The sequence below is a fragment of the Acidimicrobiia bacterium genome, from assembly GCA_040880805.1.
Taxonomy (GTDB): Bacteria; Actinomycetota; Acidimicrobiia; order IMCC26256; family DASPTH01; genus DASPTH01.
On sequence record JBBDHW010000044.1, the window covers coordinates 1 to 19,798 of the forward strand.

The 19,798-nt window shown below is 69.8% G+C and carries 15 protein-coding genes; 5 read left to right on the forward strand and 10 right to left on the reverse strand.

Annotated elements, in window-relative coordinates; all coding sequences use genetic code 11:
- The 7 genes from WD271_11770 to WD271_11800 all read right to left on the reverse strand — a co-directional run.
- Positions 1-1,967, reverse strand: a 1,967-nt coding sequence (locus tag WD271_11770) for a hypothetical protein (GenBank protein MEX1008510.1), incomplete at its 3' end; no start/stop codon positions are given.
- Entirely contained in the window at positions 1,967-4,411 is a 2,445-nt protein-coding gene (locus WD271_11775; GenBank protein MEX1008511.1) for an FtsX-like permease family protein, read from the reverse strand. The genes WD271_11770 and WD271_11775, both read right to left, overlap by 1 nt.
- On the reverse strand, positions 4,411-6,765 hold the full coding sequence (locus WD271_11780) for an FtsX-like permease family protein (GenBank protein ID MEX1008512.1): 2,355 nt from the start codon (positions 6,763-6,765) through the stop codon (positions 4,411-4,413). Before WD271_11780 ends, WD271_11775 begins: the two co-directional genes overlap by 1 nt.
- A gap of 1 nt (position 6,766) precedes the next feature.
- Complete coding sequence (locus WD271_11785; GenBank protein MEX1008513.1) at positions 6,767-9,187, reverse strand: FtsX-like permease family protein; 2,421 nt, start codon at positions 9,185-9,187, stop codon at positions 6,767-6,769.
- A complete protein-coding gene (locus WD271_11790) occupies positions 9,187-10,680 on the reverse strand; it encodes an FtsX-like permease family protein (protein ID MEX1008514.1) in 1,494 nt (497 codons plus the stop codon). Before WD271_11790 ends, WD271_11785 begins: the two co-directional genes overlap by 1 nt.
- Positions 10,681-10,687: 7 nt before the next feature.
- The gene (locus WD271_11795) at positions 10,688-11,422 is read right to left on the reverse strand and encodes an ABC transporter ATP-binding protein (protein ID MEX1008515.1); all 735 of its coding nucleotides are present in this window, start codon (positions 11,420-11,422) and stop codon (positions 10,688-10,690) included.
- A complete protein-coding gene (locus WD271_11800) occupies positions 11,419-12,750 on the reverse strand; it encodes an adenylate/guanylate cyclase domain-containing protein (GenBank protein ID MEX1008516.1) in 1,332 nt (443 codons plus the stop codon). Before WD271_11800 ends, WD271_11795 begins: the two co-directional genes overlap by 4 nt.
- Before the next feature lie 173 nt (positions 12,751-12,923).
- Here WD271_11800 and WD271_11805 point away from each other — a divergent pair, with 173 nt between their 5' ends.
- From WD271_11805 to WD271_11825, 5 genes are all read left to right on the forward strand, one after another.
- Positions 12,924-13,919, forward strand: a complete 996-nt coding sequence (locus tag WD271_11805; protein ID MEX1008517.1) for a cyclic nucleotide-binding domain-containing protein — start codon at positions 12,924-12,926, stop codon at positions 13,917-13,919.
- A 10-nt stretch (positions 13,920-13,929) separates the two neighbouring features.
- The gene (locus WD271_11810; GenBank protein MEX1008518.1) at positions 13,930-14,706 is read left to right on the forward strand and encodes an exodeoxyribonuclease III; all 777 of its coding nucleotides are present in this window, start codon (positions 13,930-13,932) and stop codon (positions 14,704-14,706) included.
- Between the two features lie 19 nt (positions 14,707-14,725).
- Complete coding sequence (locus tag WD271_11815; GenBank protein ID MEX1008519.1) at positions 14,726-15,217, forward strand: hypothetical protein; 492 nt, start codon at positions 14,726-14,728, stop codon at positions 15,215-15,217.
- Positions 15,218-15,241: 24 nt separating this feature from the next.
- Positions 15,242-15,610 (forward strand): spore germination protein GerW family protein, encoded by a 369-nt coding sequence (locus tag WD271_11820; GenBank protein MEX1008520.1) that lies wholly within the window; start codon positions 15,242-15,244, stop codon positions 15,608-15,610.
- Positions 15,611-15,761: 151 nt separating this feature from the next.
- Positions 15,762-16,580, forward strand: coding sequence for a phosphotransferase (locus WD271_11825; protein ID MEX1008521.1), 819 nt, complete (start codon positions 15,762-15,764; stop codon positions 16,578-16,580).
- Between the two features lie 91 nt (positions 16,581-16,671).
- Here the strand turns inward: WD271_11825 and WD271_11830 are convergent, their stop codons facing one another.
- Genes WD271_11830 through WD271_11840 form a run of 3 tightly spaced genes read right to left on the reverse strand, consistent with a single transcriptional unit; the run spans position 16,672 to position 19,639 of the window.
- Positions 16,672-17,841 carry a phosphotransferase gene (locus WD271_11830; GenBank protein MEX1008522.1) on the reverse strand — a complete coding sequence of 390 codons (1,170 nt, stop codon included), beginning with the start codon at positions 17,839-17,841 and terminating at the stop codon, positions 16,672-16,674.
- An 11-nt stretch (positions 17,842-17,852) separates the two neighbouring features.
- Positions 17,853-18,815, reverse strand: coding sequence for an electron transfer flavoprotein subunit alpha/FixB family protein (locus WD271_11835; protein MEX1008523.1), 963 nt, complete (start codon positions 18,813-18,815; stop codon positions 17,853-17,855).
- Positions 18,816-18,859: 44 nt separating this feature from the next.
- Positions 18,860-19,639, reverse strand: a complete 780-nt coding sequence (locus WD271_11840; GenBank protein MEX1008524.1) for an electron transfer flavoprotein subunit beta/FixA family protein — start codon at positions 19,637-19,639, stop codon at positions 18,860-18,862.
- Positions 19,640-19,798: the final 159 nt, after the last annotated feature.

The following is a 19,798-nucleotide window of genomic DNA, read 5'->3' on the forward strand; positions in this document are numbered from 1 at the left end:
CGCGGCCGGTCCACGGGCTCACCTGCGGCCTTCGCGCCCCGACGGGCCGCGGCGGGCGCATCGACCTCCCGCGTCCAGCGGACGACGTACCGGCTATAGGTGTCGTTGGTGAGAGCGCCCTTCGGCACCAGCGAGGCGAGGCCCTCCCCGGTGAACGCGGCGCCGTCGGCCAGCACCGCGTTGTCGTCGACCGGCGGGAACACAGCCTGGCCCACCACCCGGAACGTACGCGTCACGCCGGCCCCCGAAGCCTTGACGCGATCGCCGAGATCGACTCCGTAGTGAGCGAGCGTGTCACCGCCGAGGGCGACCTCCGTGGCCGTACGCGGGGCACGCCCGTCGACGATAGTCAGGGACGCACTTCCCCGGATGCTGCGGAAGCCGACGGCGGCAATCGGCTCGCCGTCGAGCTTGACGTTGGTCCTGGTGAAAGTCGCGACGCCGACCGCGCCGATGTCAGGACTCTCCACCAGGTCGCGCGCCTGGAGCCGGGGCCCGCCGGTCACCACGTCCCAGTTCCAGCCGTAGCGAGAGGGCGTCGTCACGAGCCGGTCCAGGCTCGTGGCGAACACCAGCGCGGCCGTCACGCCGAGCACGCCGGCCGCCGTGCCGAGAAGGGCCGCGCGCACCGGCACGGCGGTGCGACCTCGGCCGGGCTCGAGCGCGAGGCGAACGCCGGCAACGACCGTTGGGCCCGCGCCCGCGCGCGCGAGCCGGTCCGATACGTACGACGGCCGAGGCGCGAGGCGCGGTACCGCGCTCGCATCGGTGATGGCATCGCGTCGGGTGGCCCGCCACCCCGACACGCACGCCAACGCGCCGGCGACGAGCGCGACTGCGACGCCTCCCACGCCCAGCACGAGCCCGTCGAACGAGAGACCCGGTGCGGGCTCGGCTCGGCGCGCGGTCCCGAACGGCAGGAGCGGCGACAGCGCGAGCGCGACGATCACGGCCACGATCGCACCGCCGACGGCAACGATCGCGAACGGTGTGACGAGGGAGGCGGCGCGCTCGACGCGCCGCATTCCGAGAGAGCGGAGCACCGGGTCGTCGATCGCGGCGAGAGACACCTGGCGTCCGATCGCCGGGCCGACCGCGACGAGCCCGGCGAGCCCCGCGATCGCCGCGAAGAGGGCGAGCCCGGCAGCGAGCGCTCCGATCGAGTCCTCGACCCCGGCCGACTCGAAGGAGGTCGCCTCGAAACCAATGTCAGTGTCGGGTCCTGCCAGCCGCTCGACGTCGTCGACGAACCCGGCCACGTCGGACGCGCCACCCCGGAGACGGACGCGCAGGAGGTCCTCGCCGTACTCGCCGATCTCACCCTGGAACGCGTCGAGGAACGCGGGCGTGAGGATCAAGAAGCTCGCGTCGGTCCCGCCGACGCTCAGGTCGGTCGGGCTGCGGGTGATGCCCACCACGCGGAGCCGCATCACCGGGCCGGCCAAGTCATCTTGGGACAGGGCCCCCTCGCTCGCCAGCAGGAGGGGCACCTGTTCGGGGGTGGCGGAGCGAAGAACGAGCGTGTCCCCCAGGCCGAGGTGCAGCACTTTCGCGGTGCTCTCCGGGAGTGCCACTTCGTCGAGGGCTCGTGGGCGGGCGAGGCGGCCGCCGACGACCCGCGGCCGATCGAGACTCCGTCCGTAGCCGCCGTCGACGCCCGCGCCGATCGCGACGTAGTTGGGACCGTCCGCGAACACCGTCACACCCACGGCCCGGGTGAGCGCCTCGACTTGTGGCAGCTTCTCGATCCGGCGGAGGAGCTCGGTGTCGCCGGCATCCACGTTGATCGTCACGTGCCCGGGTCGGGTCGACGCGACAAACCGGTCGAACGACGACGCGGTCCGCCGCGCGCCGGCTGCCGACGCCAGGACCACGCCGCCCGCGAAGCCGACGAGCAGCGTGAGCACGGCGATCCCGCGCCAGCGTGTGCGCAGTTCACCGCGAGCGAGCATGCGCATCGCACCCATCACTCGCTCCTCAGCACGACTGCGGGACGCGTGCGCGCAGCAGCGCGCGCCGGGAGTGCGGCGATGAGGTTGGCGAGCAGGATCGCGGCAGGAACGATCGCGAGGACAACGACCATCGGGACCACGGGCTGCGCCACGACACCGAGGTCGTGAGCCAACGCGGTCCAGACCGCCCGACCGGCAACGAGCCCGAGCGGGATCCCCAGCCCGAGCGCGAGCAGCGCGACAGTGCTGGCTTGCCAGGCGATCGCGGCGCGCACTTGGTGACGCACGAAGCCGAGCGTCTTGAGGATGGCGAGATCTCGGCGACGACGGCGCGTTGCGCTCACCAACACGTGCGCGAGGGTCGCGGCCGCCAGGACGGCGATGACTCCGCTGACCACGAGCGGAAGGTTCTCGACGCGTCCGAAGTTCACGACGTCAGTCGGCTTCGGTGGGGCAGCGCTCGCGTCGACGTCGGGTCCCAGCCGCTTCTCGAGTGCTTGCACGACGCGGCGGCCGTCGGCGCCGGGCGAGAGGCGCAGGAAGGCACTCCCCTGATCGGCATCGGCCAACCCGGGAACGAGGCGGGACCCGCCGTCGAACGTCACGAGCGCACCGTCGCCGAGGGAGCGGTCAGCCGCGGGTGGGAGCACGCCTCGCCCCACGATCCGCAGACGCCGGGGCGCCGCCCCCGGGAAGCGCACGTCGATCGTGTCGCCGATCTCGACCCCCAACCTCCGGAACGTGCGCGTTCCGAGGAGGATCTCGTCGGGCGCCGAGGGATGGCGGCCCTCGATGAGCGGCGGGCGCACGTCGCCTTCGACTGCGTCGATGGCGACCATGCCGACTTGCCGGCCGCCGATCTCGAGCCCGAGCCCCAGGCCACCGAATCCGATCGCCCGCACGTCCGGATCGCGCCGGAGCACCGGGATACCGTCGCGCGCCAGGTCGGTTCCCTCGTTGAAGCTCGCCACCTGGAGATCCCAGGTGACGCCGTAGAGCCGCGGCGTGTCGAGCAGGTTCGTCAGCGACGCGCCGAAGGTGAGCGCCCCGGTCAACGCGGCGATACCAAGAGTCACGCCGGCAATGGAGGTACGCACGGGCACCGCGGTGCGACCCCGGCCGGGCTCGACCGCGAGGCCGACGCCGGTGACGACCGTCGGCGCACACCCGAACGCGGCCACCGCGGCCGCAAGGCGCGAGCGTCGGCGCGGGGTCCTCTGCGAGGCTTCGGGACCGAGTGACGCACGCCAGGCGGGCACGGCCGCGAGCAGCGTGACAAGGCCAATCGTCGCGAGAACTCCCACCACGACCCCAGCCGTGTCGACTCGTACGCCGAGGTTCGGCTCGGCGATGCGAGCAAGCCCTGTCGGTGTGAACGCGGACGCGAGTACGGCCACTCCGATCGCGAGAGTCCCGCCCACCGCCCCGATCACCACAGCTCGCACGAGCCCGAGCGCGAACCGCTGGCGGCGCGACATACCGAGCGAACCCAGCGTCGAGTAGTCGGTCGATTCGAGGAATGCGTTGCGGCCGAGCACCTGGCCCAGCACCAGCACGGCGACAACCGCGACGAGTCCGGCGAGGAGCCACAGCGCCACCGCCTGCAGGTGCATCGACCGCTGGACGTTGGCCGCCTGGTCGTGCTGGGCGACGAGCCGCACCGGCCGACCATCGCTCCGCTTCTCGAGGCCGCGCACAAAAGCCGCGCGGTCGGCTTCTCCACGCTCGAGTCGCACCATCACCACGTCGCGGTCGAGGCCCTCGGTCCCCGGACGACCGCGGACGGCATGTTCGAGCGCCGGGGTGAGGTAGACGGGGGGAGTGCCGTCGCCGCCGGCCTGCGGCGGGAACTCGCCCGGCGAAGCTTCGATGCCGACGACCGTCGCCCTTCCGCCCGGCACGGCCTCGAGGATCCGCTTCGAGACCTCGCCGTACGCCGTGCACACAGGGTTGTCGCACTCGTCTGCTGCAGAGCTCTCAGCGGGGTACGCGAGCACCAGCGTGCTTCCCACGTGGAGCCCTTGGCTGTCGGCGAAGTCGAAGCCGACGGCGACCTCGTCGGCGCGCTCCGGGTCGGGGGCGCGGCCCTCGACGAACTTGAAACGGTTGATCGTTCGCCCGATCCGCCCGTCGGTCGCCGCGAGTCCGGCGATGCCGTCGTCGAACGCGATCGGGATGAGAACGCCGTGGGCGCTCTCGGCAACCTGTGGAATCTGCGCGATCACATCGGGCGCGATATAGGCGAACGGGCTTCCGCTCAGCGGGTTGTCGGTGAACACGGCGACGTCGTACGCGCGTTGTGAGCGGAGGAAGCGGTCATACGCGGTGTCGGTGCGTTGCGCGCCGGCAGCCGCGCCGATCACCACACCGGCCGCGAACCCGACGAGGAGCGCGAGCCCGAGCCACGCGTGCCAGCGCGTGCTGAGCTCGGCGCGGAATCGGTACCACACGGCACCCATCACTCGCTCCTCAACACGACGGCGGGTCGAGTGCGAGCGGCCGCGCGTGCGGGGACCGCGGCAATGAGGTTGACGAGCAGGATCGCGGCGGCGACGAGCACGAGCAACGCGGGCATCGGAACGGTCGCGTTCGTCGACACGCCGAGGTCGTCGGCCACCCACCGCCACACGACGCGTCCCACGACGATGCCCAGTGGGATGCCGACAGCGAGACCGATGACGGCGACTGTCGTCGCGTGCCACGCAACGGTGGCGCGAACCTGGGCGCGCCGGTACCCGAGCGTCTTGAGGATCGCCAGGTCACGTCGGCGTCTTTGGACGGCAGTCACGAGCGCGTAGCCGACTGCCACGAGCGCAACGAACGCGACGAACGCCGCGAGCGCGGCCGGGAGAAGGTCGATCTGGCGGAGCCGGTCGACCTCTGCAGGAACGGCCGAGACCACGGGCTCGAAGCCGGTGGGTCGGGCGATCCGCTCGAGGTGCGCGAGGGCACGGGCACGGTTCACGCCGGGCGCCAGGCGCACGACGAGATACCCGTCGTCGACGGCATTGGCGCGTTCCATGCCGGCCGCGGTGAACGCCGCGCCGTCGGCGAGCGGTTGCGGGTCGAGGATGGTGGCGAACACCGCGCGACCCACGACCCGGTAGCGGCGCGTTCGCGAACGCGACCTCACCTGCACGACGTCGCCAACGTCCTTGCCCGCCGCATCGAGCGTGTACGCGCCCAGGGCGACCTCGCGCTCGCTGCGCGGCGCGCGGCCCTCGACCACAGTCGGCCCGATGGCCCCGCGGACCGGACGGACACCGAAGGCGACCGCGGGACGGCCGTCGATCTCGATGTCCCCGTAACACAGCCCCGCAACCGCCGCGATCATCGGATCCTCTGCAAGGCGGGTGCCGCCGCGGGCACATCCTTCGTTGTCCCACCGGGGGTCGGTGGTCACGACATCCCACGACCAGCCGAACAGCCGAGGCGTCGTGACCAATCGGTCGAGGCTCGCGGCGAAGAGCAGCGCGGCGACCACGGCGAGCACGCCGAACGAGGCACCCGCGAGCGAAGAGCGAACCGGTACTCCGCCGCGACCGTGACCCCGCTCGAGCGCGAAGCCGATGCCGGTGGCCATCGCCGGAGGGATACCCGCGCGCGATGCTGCTTGGGTCGGCAGAGCGGGACGCGAGAAGTCGGGGTCGTGGCGCGCGGTTGCGACAACAGCGGCCAGCGCGCTCGCGGCTGCAACCAGCGAGACGACCGTCAGGAAACCTGCGGTCAATGCGACCCAGTCGAGGTCGAAACCGGGTGCAGGGTCTGCGTCGCGCGCCACGCCGATCGGGAACAACGGCGATGCGAGTGCCGCGCCCACGACCGCGAGCAGCGCACCGCCGGCCGCGATCGGCACCGCGCTCCCGAAAGCCGCGGCCCAACGTTCGCGCCGACGGAGGCCGAACGCGCGGAGCGTGTCCTGATCGACGGCGACCTGCGCCATGTGCCGGGCAAGCGCGAGGGCGATCGCCACGAGGCCAGCCAGCGCGGCAATACCCGCGAGGATCCAGATCGCGACGGTGGTGACGTCTATTGCGCTCTGCGCGCCCTGGCCTTCGCTGGCGAGGCCGTGAGCACGGAAGCTGGACAACCTGAAGATCTTCCGGGCCGCGTCGATGACGGGGGGCACGTCGGCGTCGCCGTGCTCGGTCCGCACGCGGAGGACGTCTGTGAAGCTGGCGATCCGCCCCTCGTACGCCTCCACGAATGCGCGCGTGGGCACGATCACCCCGCCGCCGGCGCCGCTGCTCCCCAGGTCGAGCGGCCGTCGCACGATGCCGACGATCCGGAACGCCACGCGTGGACCCTGCGGATCGAAGTCGCTGGCAAGGTCCCCGTCGACCTGGTCGGGTGCCAACGACTCGAACGGCAGACGGTCACCGACTCCGAGCCCGAGCTCTCCGGCGAGCCCCTCACCGATCGTGAGCTCGTGGACCCCATGCGCCTCCCGCCCCGCGACGATCCGCGCGCGGTCGACGGTCCTCCCGAATTCGTGGTCGGTCTGCCCCCCAGTCGGGAGGAAGCCGGCATCTCCCTGAAATAGCTGGAGCTGGCGGAGCACGCCGACGGCAGCGACACCAGGGGTGGCGCGGAGCGCCTGCAGCTGCTCCGGCGTGGTGTCCCCCGCAAAGAACTCGATGTCGGCCGACCGGTATCGCTCCTCGAAGCGCTCCAGCGAGGTGGCAGTACGACGCGCGCCGGCCACCGAAGCGAGCACGACAACACCGACGAAGCCGACGAGCAGCGTGAGCACCGCGATGCTTCCCCACCGTCGGCGGATCTGCGCCCGCGCGAGCATGCGCACGGCCTTCACGTCACTCGCTCCTCAACACGACAGCCGGCCGCGTGCGCGCGGCGACGCGCGCCGGGATCGCGGCGATGACGTTGGCGACGAGAATGGCGACAGACGCGAGCAGCACCAGCCCGAGCGGGGGAAGCAGCACGGTGCTCGAGACGCCGAGATCGTTCGCGAAGCTCCGCCAGACCCACCGGCCGGCGACGATTCCCGTGGGGATGCCGATCACGAGTGCAGTGCCCACCAACGTGGTCGCCTGCCACGCGACCGTCGTCGCGACTTGACGACGGGAGCAGCCGATCGTCTTGAGGATCGCAAGATCGCGCCTGCGACCCCGCACCGACGTGAACAGCAGATGCGCGAGCACGCCGATGCCGAGCACAGCAAGGAGACCGGAGAGCACGAGCGGTGTCGGCCGGACGCGCGCGTAGCTCTGGATGTCGGCCGGTCGCTGCGGTCCGAGTGCGCTCGCGATATCCCCGTACCGACGGTTGACCGTCGACACCGCCACTCCGGGCGCGAGGTTCACGAGGAAGAACGTGGGCTCTGCTGCGGGATCGAGGACGCGCAGCCCGTCGGCGGTGAGCGCGGCACCCTCGCCGAGCCCGAACGTCCCGTTCAGCGATAACGACGGAAGCGTGGTGCGCCCGACAACCCGAAGACGGACCAGAGCGCCGTCCGGCGAACGAGTCACGACGGTGTCGCCCACCGACTTCCCGAGGACGCGGAGCGTTTCGACCCCCAGAGCGATCTCGTTCGGCGAATGGGGCCACCGGCCGGCGGGAACATTGGGGAGCGCACCGCCACGGACTCGATCGAAACCGAACGCGGACACTGTGTGACCATCGAGCACGAGCGATGCGCGCGCGCCGATCGTGAGGCCGACGAGGTCCCCGTCGTCGCGCAGCTGCGCGACCAGATCGGACGTCGCGCCGACGTCGTACGTGTCGAGGAGTGCGTCCCAGCGCCACCCGTACCGCGCCGGCTGGGTCACGAGCGAATCAAGGTTCGTCGCAAACACGAGCGCGGCTCCGATAGTGGCGATCGCCGCGACCAGGCCGAACACCGCGGTCGCGAGCGATGTCGAACCCGACGCACGGTCGCGCTGAACCGCGAAGCGGACGCCGTTGACCAGACTCGTCGCAGCGCCTGCGGCGGCCAATCGGTCGGCAACGCGAGATTGCCGGCGTCGAGCGACGGTGGTGTCCTCGTTCGGTGCCAGGGCGGACCGCCAGGCGGTCAGGGCCACGAGCGCGATCAGCAGTGCAGCCCCGAGCACGCCAACGCCGACGGTGAGAGTATCGAACCTGAATCCCGGCGATGGCTCGGCGAGGCGCGCGCGCCCCAGTGGAAAGATCGGGGAGGCCGCCCATGCCAACACGACGGCGGAGACGATCCCGATCAGCACTGCAGCGAGGGCCCGGGCGCTCGCAACGAGCGCGCGTTGGGCACGCGTCGCACCCAACGCCGAAAGGTTCGGTCCGTCGACGGCATCCGCGGTCACCATCCGCGCCAGCGCTTGTCCGACCACGAGGAATCCCGCGATGGCGGCGACGAGTGCGAACAGCTGCAACGCGTCGACGTAGGGACTCGCGACGCGCGAGAACGTCGCGGCGTCCGAATCGGCACTCCGGAGATCGAGGCTGACGTCGGGGAACTCGCGTCGCAACGCCGCCGCGAACGACGCGAGATCTCGCCTCGGGTCTTTCAGGTCGACGAGGGCGCCCTCGTAGCTCACTCGGTCGGCGAACCGGCGGGCGAAGGCAGGTGTCAGCAGCATGCCGGCCTGGTCCTGGTTCTCGTTGACGAGCAGATCCCCACGCGGGCGCCCAACGCCGACGACGGTCAGGTCGACGGGCACGAATACCTGCCGGAGCTCGGCGTCCGTGGGTTCTCTGCCCTCGGCTTCGAGCTCGTTACTCTTGGTGAGCAGCTCGAGGTAGCTCCAGACCCAACCGTGGAACACGTCGCCGCTACGCAGATGGAGTTGCTCAGCAGCGAGCTCGTTGACCAGCACCTCGTTCGGGCGGTCGCGACGTGGCAGGCGGCCCTCGAGCAAGCGGAACCGATCGATCTCGTATCCCGCGACGCCGTCGGCGCTCGCCATACCGAACACGCCGGCGAAGTCATCGGGCCCAGGCCGACTGGCATGCTTCGGACGCGGGGCGAGCCCGAATGCGACCACGCGTCCCGCACGCGCGACCTGCGGCAGCTCTGCGACCCGAGCGGCGGATACCGAGCCGAAGCCCTGCGTGCCGACCATCACATCCGCCGCGCTCGTCGCGTCGAGCAGTCGTCCGTACGCGCTCTCGGTACGACGTGAGCCCGCGAGCGCGGCGAGCACCGCGCCGCCGGCGATGCCGACGAGCAGCACGACCGCGACCGTCCCCCACACCCTGCGGCGAAGCAGCGACCGCGCGCACATGCGAACTGCGCCCATCACTCGCTCCTCAGCACGGTCGCAGGGAGCAGGCGCGCGGCGATCCGGCCGGGCACGAACGCGACCAGATTTACGAGCAACAGCACGACCGGAACGGCGAGGACCACGGCGAGCAGCGGCACGACAGGTTCGGACACTGTGCCGAGGTTGTCGGCGAGCGCGCGCCAACCCCAGCGCCCGAGCACGATCCCGAGCGGGATGCCCAGCAACAACGCGAACGCACCGACGGTCGTCGCCTGCCAGGCGACCGCGCTCGACACCTGACCACGCGTGAAGCCAAGGGTCTTGAGCAGCGCGAGATCGCGACGCCGACGTCGGACGGAAGTCACGAGGGCGTGCGCGACGGTTGCGGCCGCGAGCACTGCGAGCACGCACGCAAGCACGAGTGGGGTGCTGCGAACACGTCCGTACGCGACGATGTCCGACGGGCGCTGCACTCCCTCGACCGTGAGGGCCTCGGGATCGACGTTGGCGTTGGTCAGCAACGCGCGGGCGGTGTCGAACAACTTCGTGCGGTCGGCACCCGGCGCGAACTCGACGAGGAACGGATTCTGGTCGAAGTCGGGACCGAGACGATCAAGCGCGGTGCCGGTCAGCACGGCTCCCTCACCGAGTGCGGTCTTGTCGGAGCCGGGATAGGTACCGACACCGGGCAACACGACCCGGCCCACGACGCGAAGGTTGCGCGTGCCACCGGACTCGAGTCGTGCGCTCACCGTGTCGCCTACTTGGATGCCCAGGGCACGCAGCGTGCGCGCGCCGAGCGCGATCTCGTCGTCATGGGTCGGGACTCGCCCACTCACGATCGACGGGTACACGGGTCCGCCCGTCGGATCGATCCCGACGGCAGGAACGCTCTGCCCCTCGAGGACGACGTCGCTGAGCGTGACCCCGATCCCGACGATCTTCAGCGTCGTGCGCTCTCCGAGCCGGCCGGCGCGCACCATCTGCAGGGCCTGCTCGACGGTCAGCTCGCCACTCTCGACGCGGGCGACGTCCGCGTCGCTGATCGCCGCGACCCGCATCCGGTCGCCGACGCCCACATGGTGGTGGTCGGCGAATCGCGAGTTCACGAGCACCTGCTGCGCCCGCGCCGGATCCGGCATGCGCCCGTCGAGGATCTTCGGGCGCCCGAGGCGGTAGAACAACGAGCCCTCGCTCGCGAACGCGATGTCGTTCATGAGGTCGATGGAGGCCTTCCGGTCCGCGCCGGCCAGGAACAGCCCGTCGACGCGTCCCGCTTGGACGACACCCGGCAGGCCTGCGACCGCGTTGGAGTCGAGCCCGCTTTCAACTCCGTCATCAGGGTTCACGAGCACGTCCCAGAAGTTCGTCTGCGCGGAAAGCCGTGAGTACGCAGTATCGGTTCGTCGCGCACCTGCCGCAGCCACCAGCACCACACTCGTCGCGCCACCCACAAGCAACGCGAGCGCGAACACCGAGCGCCACCGGGTGCGCAGCTCCGCGCGGAAGCGGTACCACACGGCGCCCACGGGGCTCCTAGAACGCGCGCGAGGCGGCCTCGGCGGCCGTCTCTTCGGCCTCGGTCTCGATCCGCCCGTCGCGCATGCGCACGATGCGATCGGCCGCCGCCGCGACGTCGTCGTCGTGCGTCACCATCAGGATGGTCTGGCCGCCGGCGTGCAGCCGCCGGAACAGCTCGAGCACCTCGTGCCCGCCTTCGGAGTCGAGCGCGCCGGTGGGCTCGTCGGCGAGGAGCAACGTGGGCTCGTTCGCGAGCGCACGCGCGATCGCGAGCCGCTGCCGCAGGCCGCCCGACAGCACCCCAGGGGCGTCCTTCGCCTTGTCCGCCAGCCCGAGCAGGTCGAGCAGGTCGCGCGCGCGCGTCTCGGCGCGCTTGCGCGGCGCGCCCGCGATCACCGCGGGCAACGTCACGTTCTCGAGCACGCTCATGCCTTCGAGCAGGTTGAAGAACTGGAACACGATCCCGATATGGCGGCGGCGCATGATCGCGAGCTCGTCCTCGCTCTTCCCGACGAGCGGCTCCCCGGCGAGTGACACCTCGCCGTCGGTCGGTGAGTCGAGGCCCGCGATGATGTTGAGCAGCGTCGACTTGCCGCAGCCCGACGGGCCCATCACCGCGACGAACTCTCCCGGGTTCACGGTGAAGTCGACGCCGCGCAGTGCGCGCACCGGCGCGCCCTCGGACTCGAAGGTCTTGCGCAGCCCTCGCGTGATGACGACCGTTTCGCCTGCAACTGGTTCATCGCTCATGGTGTGATCTCCTCGATATCGATGCGGAACGCGTGTACCGGCGCGTTCCGTCCCTTCACAATGGTTTCTCCGAGATCGATGCACTCGGGCGGAACGCGCAGCGCGGCGCGCGTCGTCTCGTTGAGCACGATTCGACCCGCTGGACGCGCCAGGTCCTGGAGCCTCTGGGCGAGGTTCACGGTGTCGCCCACGAGCGTGTACTCGACGCGCTCCTCGGATCCGAGCAGCGCCGCGGCGACCGGACCGGTGGACACACCGATCCCGATCCCGAACGCGCTCCGGCCGTCGGCCTCCCACCGCTCGTTGAGCGCGCGTTGCCGCTCGATCATCGATCGCGCCGCGGCAACGGAACGATCCGCGTGGTCTTCGAGGGGGAGCGGTGCACCGAAGCAGGCCATCACCGCGTCGCCCACGAACTGCATCACGGTTCCCTGCTCGGCGAGGATCGCGTGGTTCATCTCGGCTCGATGCTCGCTGAGCTGCACCGCGAGTCGAGACGGGTCGGTGTTCTCCGCGATCGACGAGTACCCGCGGATGTCACCCATCAGCACGGTCACGACCAGTTCTTCGGTCTCGCCGATCTGGCGTCCCTCGCGTCGCAGCAAGTCGGCGAGTCCACCCGGCAGCAGCCGGCTGAGCTGCTCGCCCTGCTCCTCACGGTCGACGATCGCCTCGTGCAGGAAGCGCAGCCGCTTGAGCGCGCCGCTGGTCCCGGTCGACGCACCTGCGGAGAGCTTCATGAACAGCTCTTCCACCGACGTTGCGACGGCGGCTGCGGTCGTGCCCCGCGACACCGCGATCGCCTTGATCGGGCGGCCCTCGGCAATCTCGTGCAACAACTCCTCGTCGGCTGCGGTGAGGCCGGCGTCGTCGGTAACCGGTTGAACGAGCGCCTCGACGATCTTCGGATCGAGCACCGATCCCCCCGTGGCCACCTCGCGCACAGCACGCGCGAGCTGGTCGCCTTCGGCCACGCGGTCCTTCAGCAGGTACGCGTACCCGGCGGCACCGTCACTGAGGAGCGAGATCGCGTAGTCGGGGTCGTCGTACTGCGAGAGCACGACCACGCCGGTTCCGGGGTGACGCTTGCGCAACTCCTTCGCCGCGTCGATCCCTTCCTGCTGGAAACTCGGCGGCATACGAATGTCGGTCACGAGCACCTGCGGCGCGGCGGCCTCGGCGCCGGCAATCAGGCTGTCGTAGTCGTCGGCCGTGCCGACAACCTCGATGTCGTCCTCGAGCCCGAGCAACGCCCGCACGCCCTCGCGGACGATCACGTTGTCGTCGGCCAAGAACACCGTGATGCGGCCGTCCCCCATGGTGCCCATTGAGCGCCTTCCATCCCTCTCGCGGCAAGGTGGGTCGGACCCCCGTTCGGGGGGGTGCTGCCCACCCGGCGCGCGACCCGGCTGGCCCCCTCGCCTCTGGGCGCTGCGAACCGTACCGTTGGCAGGAGCACACCGGCCCATCACGTCGGCCCATCACGTCGGGAGGTCAGGTCATGCGCATCGAGTCGTCGGTCAGCTCCGTCTCGTGGATCCCGTCGGAGGCGGTCACCGGACCGCTCCTCAAGGGCACGTTCGAGGCGGGATTCACCCACTACGACGAGCCGCCGCCCGACGAGCTCGACGATCTCGACGAGCTCCGTGCCGCCGACCGCTTCCGGTTCGCCAACCACCTCTCGGCCTGGGTCGAGGTCGACGGCGGGCGGATCGTCGACGCCGGATATTCCGGGGGAGGCCTCATGGGTTCGACGACCGTGCGGATCGCCCGCCTGCGCACCACGTTCGAAGCGACCCAGCTTCCCGACATTCGACACGCTGCGGAGATCACCGACGGCTCCGCCCGCTTCGTGCAGACGACCGGCGGCAAGACCGGCCTGCCGGCACCCCGGCGGGTGAAGCACCCCCCCTTCGTGCAGTTCAAAGCGCCCACGGTGTGGACCACGCTCGGGCTCACGATCCGCGCCGATGGCACCTCGGAGTTCGAGGTGCTCGGCGCGAGCAAGTTCCCGCGCCATTGGATCTACGACGACGACGGGCAACTCGCGGCCAAGGTCGGCCTCGCCGACTTCAAGGACTGGTACCGCGACGCGTTCGGGAAGCACACGCCCTGGGGAGACCGTGATTCGAAGGCGCTCGTCACCGCGGTGGAGACCGCGCTCGAACGCGATCTCTCCGTCAACATCATGCGGAAGGACGCGAAGCCCGAGATCCGCACGATCAAGAAGGGAAAGCGGCTCGTCGAGCAAGGTGAGGCGGGCAACGAGCTCTACCTGTTGCTCGACGGGGTCCTGTCGGTGATCGTCGACGGCGAACCCATCGCGGAGGTGGGGCCGGGTGCGATCCTCGGCGAGCGCGCCGTGCTCGAGGGCGGGCTGCGGACGTCGACCCTCGAGGCCCAGACCGCGTGCCGCGTGGCCGTTGCGAGGGCCGACCAGATCGACCGTGCCGCCCTCGTCGAGCTCGCCGAAGGCCATCGAAAAGAAACGAGGTAGCGTCCGCAAGGTGCGGATCGCGACCTGGAACGTCAACTCGCTGAAGGCGCGTCAGCCGCGCGTCGAGGAGTGGCTGGAGTACGCGCGGCCCGACGTGATGTGCATGCAGGAGACGAAGCTGGCCGACGACGCGTTCCCGGCACTCGCGTTCTCCGCGCTCGGGTACGACTCGGTGCACCACGGCCACAACCAATGGAACGGCGTGGCCATCCTGTCGCGGGTCGGCATCGACGACGTCACCACTGGGTTCGACGACGAGATCGTCGACCCCTACGAGGGCGATGCCCGCCTCCTCGCCGCAACCTGCGGCGGTGTCCGTGTCGTGAGCGCGTACGTGCCCAACGGCCGCGAGGTCGGCACGGATTTCTACGAGCGCAAGCTCGTGTGGCTCGGAAGCCTGCACGACTGGCTCGTCAGCAACCATTCGCCCGATCATCAGGTCGCGGTGCTCGGCGACTTCAACGTCGCACCGGAAGACCGCGACGTCTGGTCGACGAAGGCGTTCACCGGATCGACGCACGTCACCGAACCCGAGCGCGCGGCAGTGTCGCGTCTGCGCGAATGGGGTCTCGAGGACGCGTTCCGCCACTGCTATGCCGACGACCGTCTCTTCACCTACTGGGACTACCGGCGCGGCGACTTCCACGAGCACCGCGGCATGCGCATCGATCTGGCGCTCGTCACACGGCCGCTCGCGGAGCGGATCACGTGGTCGGTCGTCGATCGCAACGCTCGCAAGGGCAAGCTCCCCTCCGACCACGCCCCGCTGATCGTCGACTTCGCGTAGCGCTGGTACGTTCTGAGTCATGCGCCGTTGGCTCTGGGCACTCGGCGGGCTGATCGCCGTGTTGGTCGTCGTGCTCGTCGTCGTGTTCGTCACCCGCGACGATGGTTCCGACTCGGCTTCGTCGACGACGACGACCACCACCAGCAGCGCGACCACGACGACAAGCCCGACGACGACCACGTCGACCGCCGCGCCCGCTACCACGTCGACGCTGCCGCTCCCACCGGTCACCGACGACCCGCAGAGCTACGCCGAGTACCTCTTCGTCACGTGGCGAAACGGAAACAAGACCGCCGCCGCCAACGTCGCGAGCTCCGACGCGGTGAGCCAGATCTTCGCGCAGTCGTACCAGGCAACGAGTGGGTGGACGTTCCAAATGTGCGACCCCGCCGCGGGCTCGCTCTACTGCACGTGGACCGGCACCAACAACACCAAGTTGTTGATGACCGTGCGCACACTCACCGGTGGGCTTCCGATCCAGGTCGTGATGGTGCAGTTCCAGACACCCTGACGACGAGCAAGCCGGGAGGCGACCATGAGCGAGGGACTCGACGCAACGATGGCACGAATCGACGGTGTGAAGGACGTGATGACGGTCCGCCGCGTCTTCGGCGAGGCCTACCAGGTGGACGACGTGACGATCATCCCCGTCGCCGTGGTCCGTGGCGGCGCGGGAGGCGGCGGCGGCGAGGGCACCGGCAGTGAGAACGGGAACCAGGGCAGCGGCATCGGTGGCGGCATGGGCTTCGGCGTGAACGCGCGGCCCGTGGGCGTGTACGTCGTGAAGGACGGCGAGGTCACCTGGCAACCGGCGGTCGACGTGATGCGCATCATCGTCGGCGGGCAACTGCTCGGGCTCGTAGCGATCCTCGCAGTCCGCAGCATCTTGCGCCGCCGGCACTGACAATTCGCGGCTGCACGCGCCCTTCCACTCGTAGCATCACCTCCCTGTGTCGATACCACTCTCGATGCGCGCGATGCGCGCACGTCCCCCCGATCGCGCACTCGAGTGGGCACAGGTCGCCATTGGAACCCGCCGGACTCGGCTCGTCAATGTGCGCCCCCTGACGGGCGGCGTGTCGAGCTCGGTGCACGCGCTCGACATCGTCGACGCGCGCAGCACACGTCACCCACTCGTGATGCGGCGCTATCTCGACGACGATGACCACGCGACCGATGTGAGTGAAGAGGCTTCCACGCTCGTAGCACTCGAGCGGAGCACGCTCCCTGCGCCCGGCTTGGTCGCGGCCGATCCCAGTGGCCAGGACGCCGGTGCACCCACGGTGCTGATGACTCGCCTCCCGGGTCGAATGCTCCTCACCCCGGGGGATCCGGCAAGGTGGAGAGAGCAGATCGCCGCCATGCTTCCCCGCATCCACTCCTTGGCGATCGACACCGATTCGGTGGTCGACATTCTCGACGCAAGCCAGTTCGGGATCCCAACGTGGGCACGCGACGCTGCGGTCTGGCGAGACGCAGCCACGGCAGCTCAGCAACCGCCACCGGCGTACGAGCCGTGTTTCGTGCACGGTGACTACCAGCAATTCAACATGCTGTGGTCGCGCGAACGATTGAGTGGTGTCGTCGACTGGACGTTCTCGCGTCTCGGCATGCCCGAGCGCGACGTCGGGCACTGCCGGCTCAACTTCGCGATCCTGTGGGGCGTCGACGCGGCCGAGGATCTCCGCCGGCGTTACGAGTCGATCGCGGGACGCGAGGTCGATCCGTATTGGGACCTCCACGCGGCAATCCGTTTCCTCCCCGGCTGGGGAGATGGCATCCAGACCCAAGCCGGACGCCGGATGCGTGTGGACACGCCCGGCATCAACGGGCGCGTCGAGGACCTCGTCGCCACGATCCTGAGACGGCTGTAGGTGATCGAACTCCGCGATTCACTGCCCCGTTTGTTTCGCTCAGCAGAGCAAATAGGGCAATGAATCTCGTGTCGTGGCCACGGGAGGTCCGTCAGAGCGCGGCGCGCACGCGCATCACTTGCGGATCGCGCTCGACGTCCTCGAGTGGGAACCACCCCACTGCGGTCACATCCGGATCGTCGGTCACGACGGGCTCGTCGTCGCTGTCGACGAGGAAACACACTTCAGGTCCGAGACCGTAGGTTCGGCGGTAGAGCACGGAAACGACGGTTCCACCGATCCCGGCCTCCTCGCGCAACTCCCGGAGCGCCGCGTGCTCGAGCTCCTCGCCCGGCTCCACGCCACCGCCGGGCAGCGTCCAGAACTCGTCGAGGTAGCGCACCATCAGGATCCGGTCGCCGCGGAGCACGGCAGCGCACGCTCGGGCCCGGGGCGCGATCCGCACCGCGATCTGTTCCAGCGCCCCGGCAAGCAGGTCGTCGTCGCCGATGTCGAGCGCGTACAGCACCGCGTGCACCGATCCCATCCACCGGTAGAAGCGCATGCGACCCGAGAAGTCTGGGTCGATGGGACCGTAGTGCTCGATGGCGGCGCGCGCCGCGGTCAACCCGAACGCGTTGAAGATGCCGACGAAGTCGATGGCGGGATCACCGATGCCGACGTCCTCGAAGTCGATCATCGCCAGCCGGCCGCCGACCAGGATGTGATCCACACCGAGGTCGCGATGCACGAGCGCGGGCTCGAAGTCGACGTCACGGAGGAAGATCGCGTACTCACCTTGGACCTCGCGCGCGAGTGACGGAGCGAGCAGCGGCAGGACGCGGCCCTCGACCTCGCGCCAGAGCGCCTCGTAACCGATTCGCCATTCGTCGACGGTTCCCGCGTCCCCGAGCAGTTCCCGGGCGCGCGCCACCGGAAACGAGTGGAGCTCGCGCAACATCGCGCCGAGCACCGAGGACTCGAGAGCACCGTCCGTGAGGGCGGACCCGCGGAGCTTCTCGTACACATGGAACGGCAGCCCCTCCCACTCGCCCACCGTGCCCAGCTCTGGCACCGAGAAGGTCACGTGCTGCGCGAGTTCGGGCAACAAGCGGCGTTCGCGTGCATGGCCACGGGCGACCGCATCGTTGCGTGGGAACTGCGCGATCCGGGATTGGTCGAGCTCGAACGTCCACGACGCCCAACCATCGCCGATCGGCACGACCGTGGCGGGTTCCAAGCCGACCGCCGCGAGCGCCGCGCGTGCGTCGTCGGGAGACATCGCACCCCAGGCTATGAATGCGCTTGCAACGCCTCGATGAGTTTTGGCACGACCTTGTGCACGTCACCGACCACGCCGAGGTCGGCGATGCCGAAGATCGGGGCCTCGGCGTCCTTGTTCACCGCGATGATGTTCTCGGATCCCTTCATGCCCACCATGTGCTGCGTGGCCCCTGAGATGCCGAGCGCGATGTAGAGCTTGGGCTTCACGACCTTGCCGGTCTGCCCGACCTGCTTCGAGTACGGCACCCACCCGGCGTCGACGATCGCCCGCGACGCGCCCGACGCGCCGCCGAGCAGCTTCGCGAGCTGCTCGACGAGTGGGTCGTAGGCCTCCGCGCTGCCGAGCCCGCGGCCACCCGACACGACCACCTTCGCCTCTTCGAGCTTCGGCCCTTCGCGCTCCTCCACGTGGCGCTCGAGCACCTTTGCCTCGCCGGCGCGTCCGGCGTCGGGCGCGGGCACGGCCACGACCGCCGCGGCGCTACCACCGCTCGGCTCGGCCGCGAACGACTTCGGGCGGATCGCAGCAAGAAACGGCGCCTCGCCCTCGAACTCGGTGTCGACGAGCGTGTTGCCACCGAAGATCGCAGCACCCACGATCACCTTGTCGCCGTCGACGCGCAACGCAACTCCGTTGGTGAGTACGGGGCGGTCGAGCTTCACCGACAAGCGGGAGATCGCGTCACGGCCGTCGTAGCTCTGCGCGAACAACACCAGTTCGGGATGGTGCTCTCCGATCAACGCTTCGAGTGCGGCAGCACCGACGACGCCTGGCAACGCGTCACCCGGATCCACCGCGTACACCGTCGTGGCGCCGTGCTCGCCGAGTCCCGCTGCGAGCGCGTCGGCATTCGCGCCGATGTGCACCGCCTCGAGTGTCCCGCCGAGCTCACGCGCCTTGGTGAGCAACTCGAGCGTCGCGGTCGACGGCTTGTCGCCGTCCGCCTCGGCAAACACCCACACCTTGGAAATCGCCACCGCTTACCTACTCTCTCTCGTCGAGGACTTGGCCTCTCTCAGATGATCTTGAGGTCCTCGAGGAACGACACGATGCGCGTGTAGGCCTCGCCGTCGTCCTCGATCTTCTCGCCGGCTTGCCGCTCGGGGGCGGCGGCAACGGACACGATCTGCTGGCGTGCACCCGACCAGCCGACCTCGTCGGGGCTCAGGCCGAGATCGGCCACTGTCACCTGGTCGACCGGCTTGTTCTTCGCCGCCATGATCCCCTTGAACGACGGGTAGCGCGGCTCCACGACACCCGCGGTCACGCTCACCACTGCGGGCAGCGACGCAACGACGACGTCGTAGCCGGCTTCGGTCTGGCGTTGGATGGTGACCTTGCCGTCGCCGACCTCGACGTGCTTCGCGAACGTGAGCGACGGCCAACCGAGCAGTTCCGCGATCTGCGCGGGCATCGTGCCGGTGTAGCCGTCAGTCGATTCGGTGGCGGTCAGCACCAGGTCGACGTCGCCCGCGCGCTCGACGGCCTTGGCGAGCACCTTCGCCGTCGACAGCGCATCGGAACCGGCGAGCGCCTCGTCCGACACGAGCACGGCTCGTGCCGATCCCATGGCGAGGCCGGTGCGCAGGCCCGAGACCTCACCGTTCGGCGCCATCGACACGAGGATCACCTCACCTCCACCCGCCTTGTCGGCGAGTTGGAGCGCCATCTCCACTCCGTACATGTCGGAGTCGTCGATCTGCGGCTTGGCCGAGCGGTCGAGAGTGTGGTCGGCGTCGAGGTTCCCCGGCACGTTCGGGTCGGGGATCTGCTTCACGCAGACGGCGATGTTCATGAGTGGTCGACTCCCAAGCTTTCCGGGCGCGCCGGGCGGGGCGCCGGGGCAGGCGTGATTCTTGCCTCCCTGTGCGCTCCGGTTCCAAACGGGCGACGAGCGGAGTCGGCCAGTACCGTCGAACGGTGACACCGCCGGCACACGTCCCAGCCGACGTCC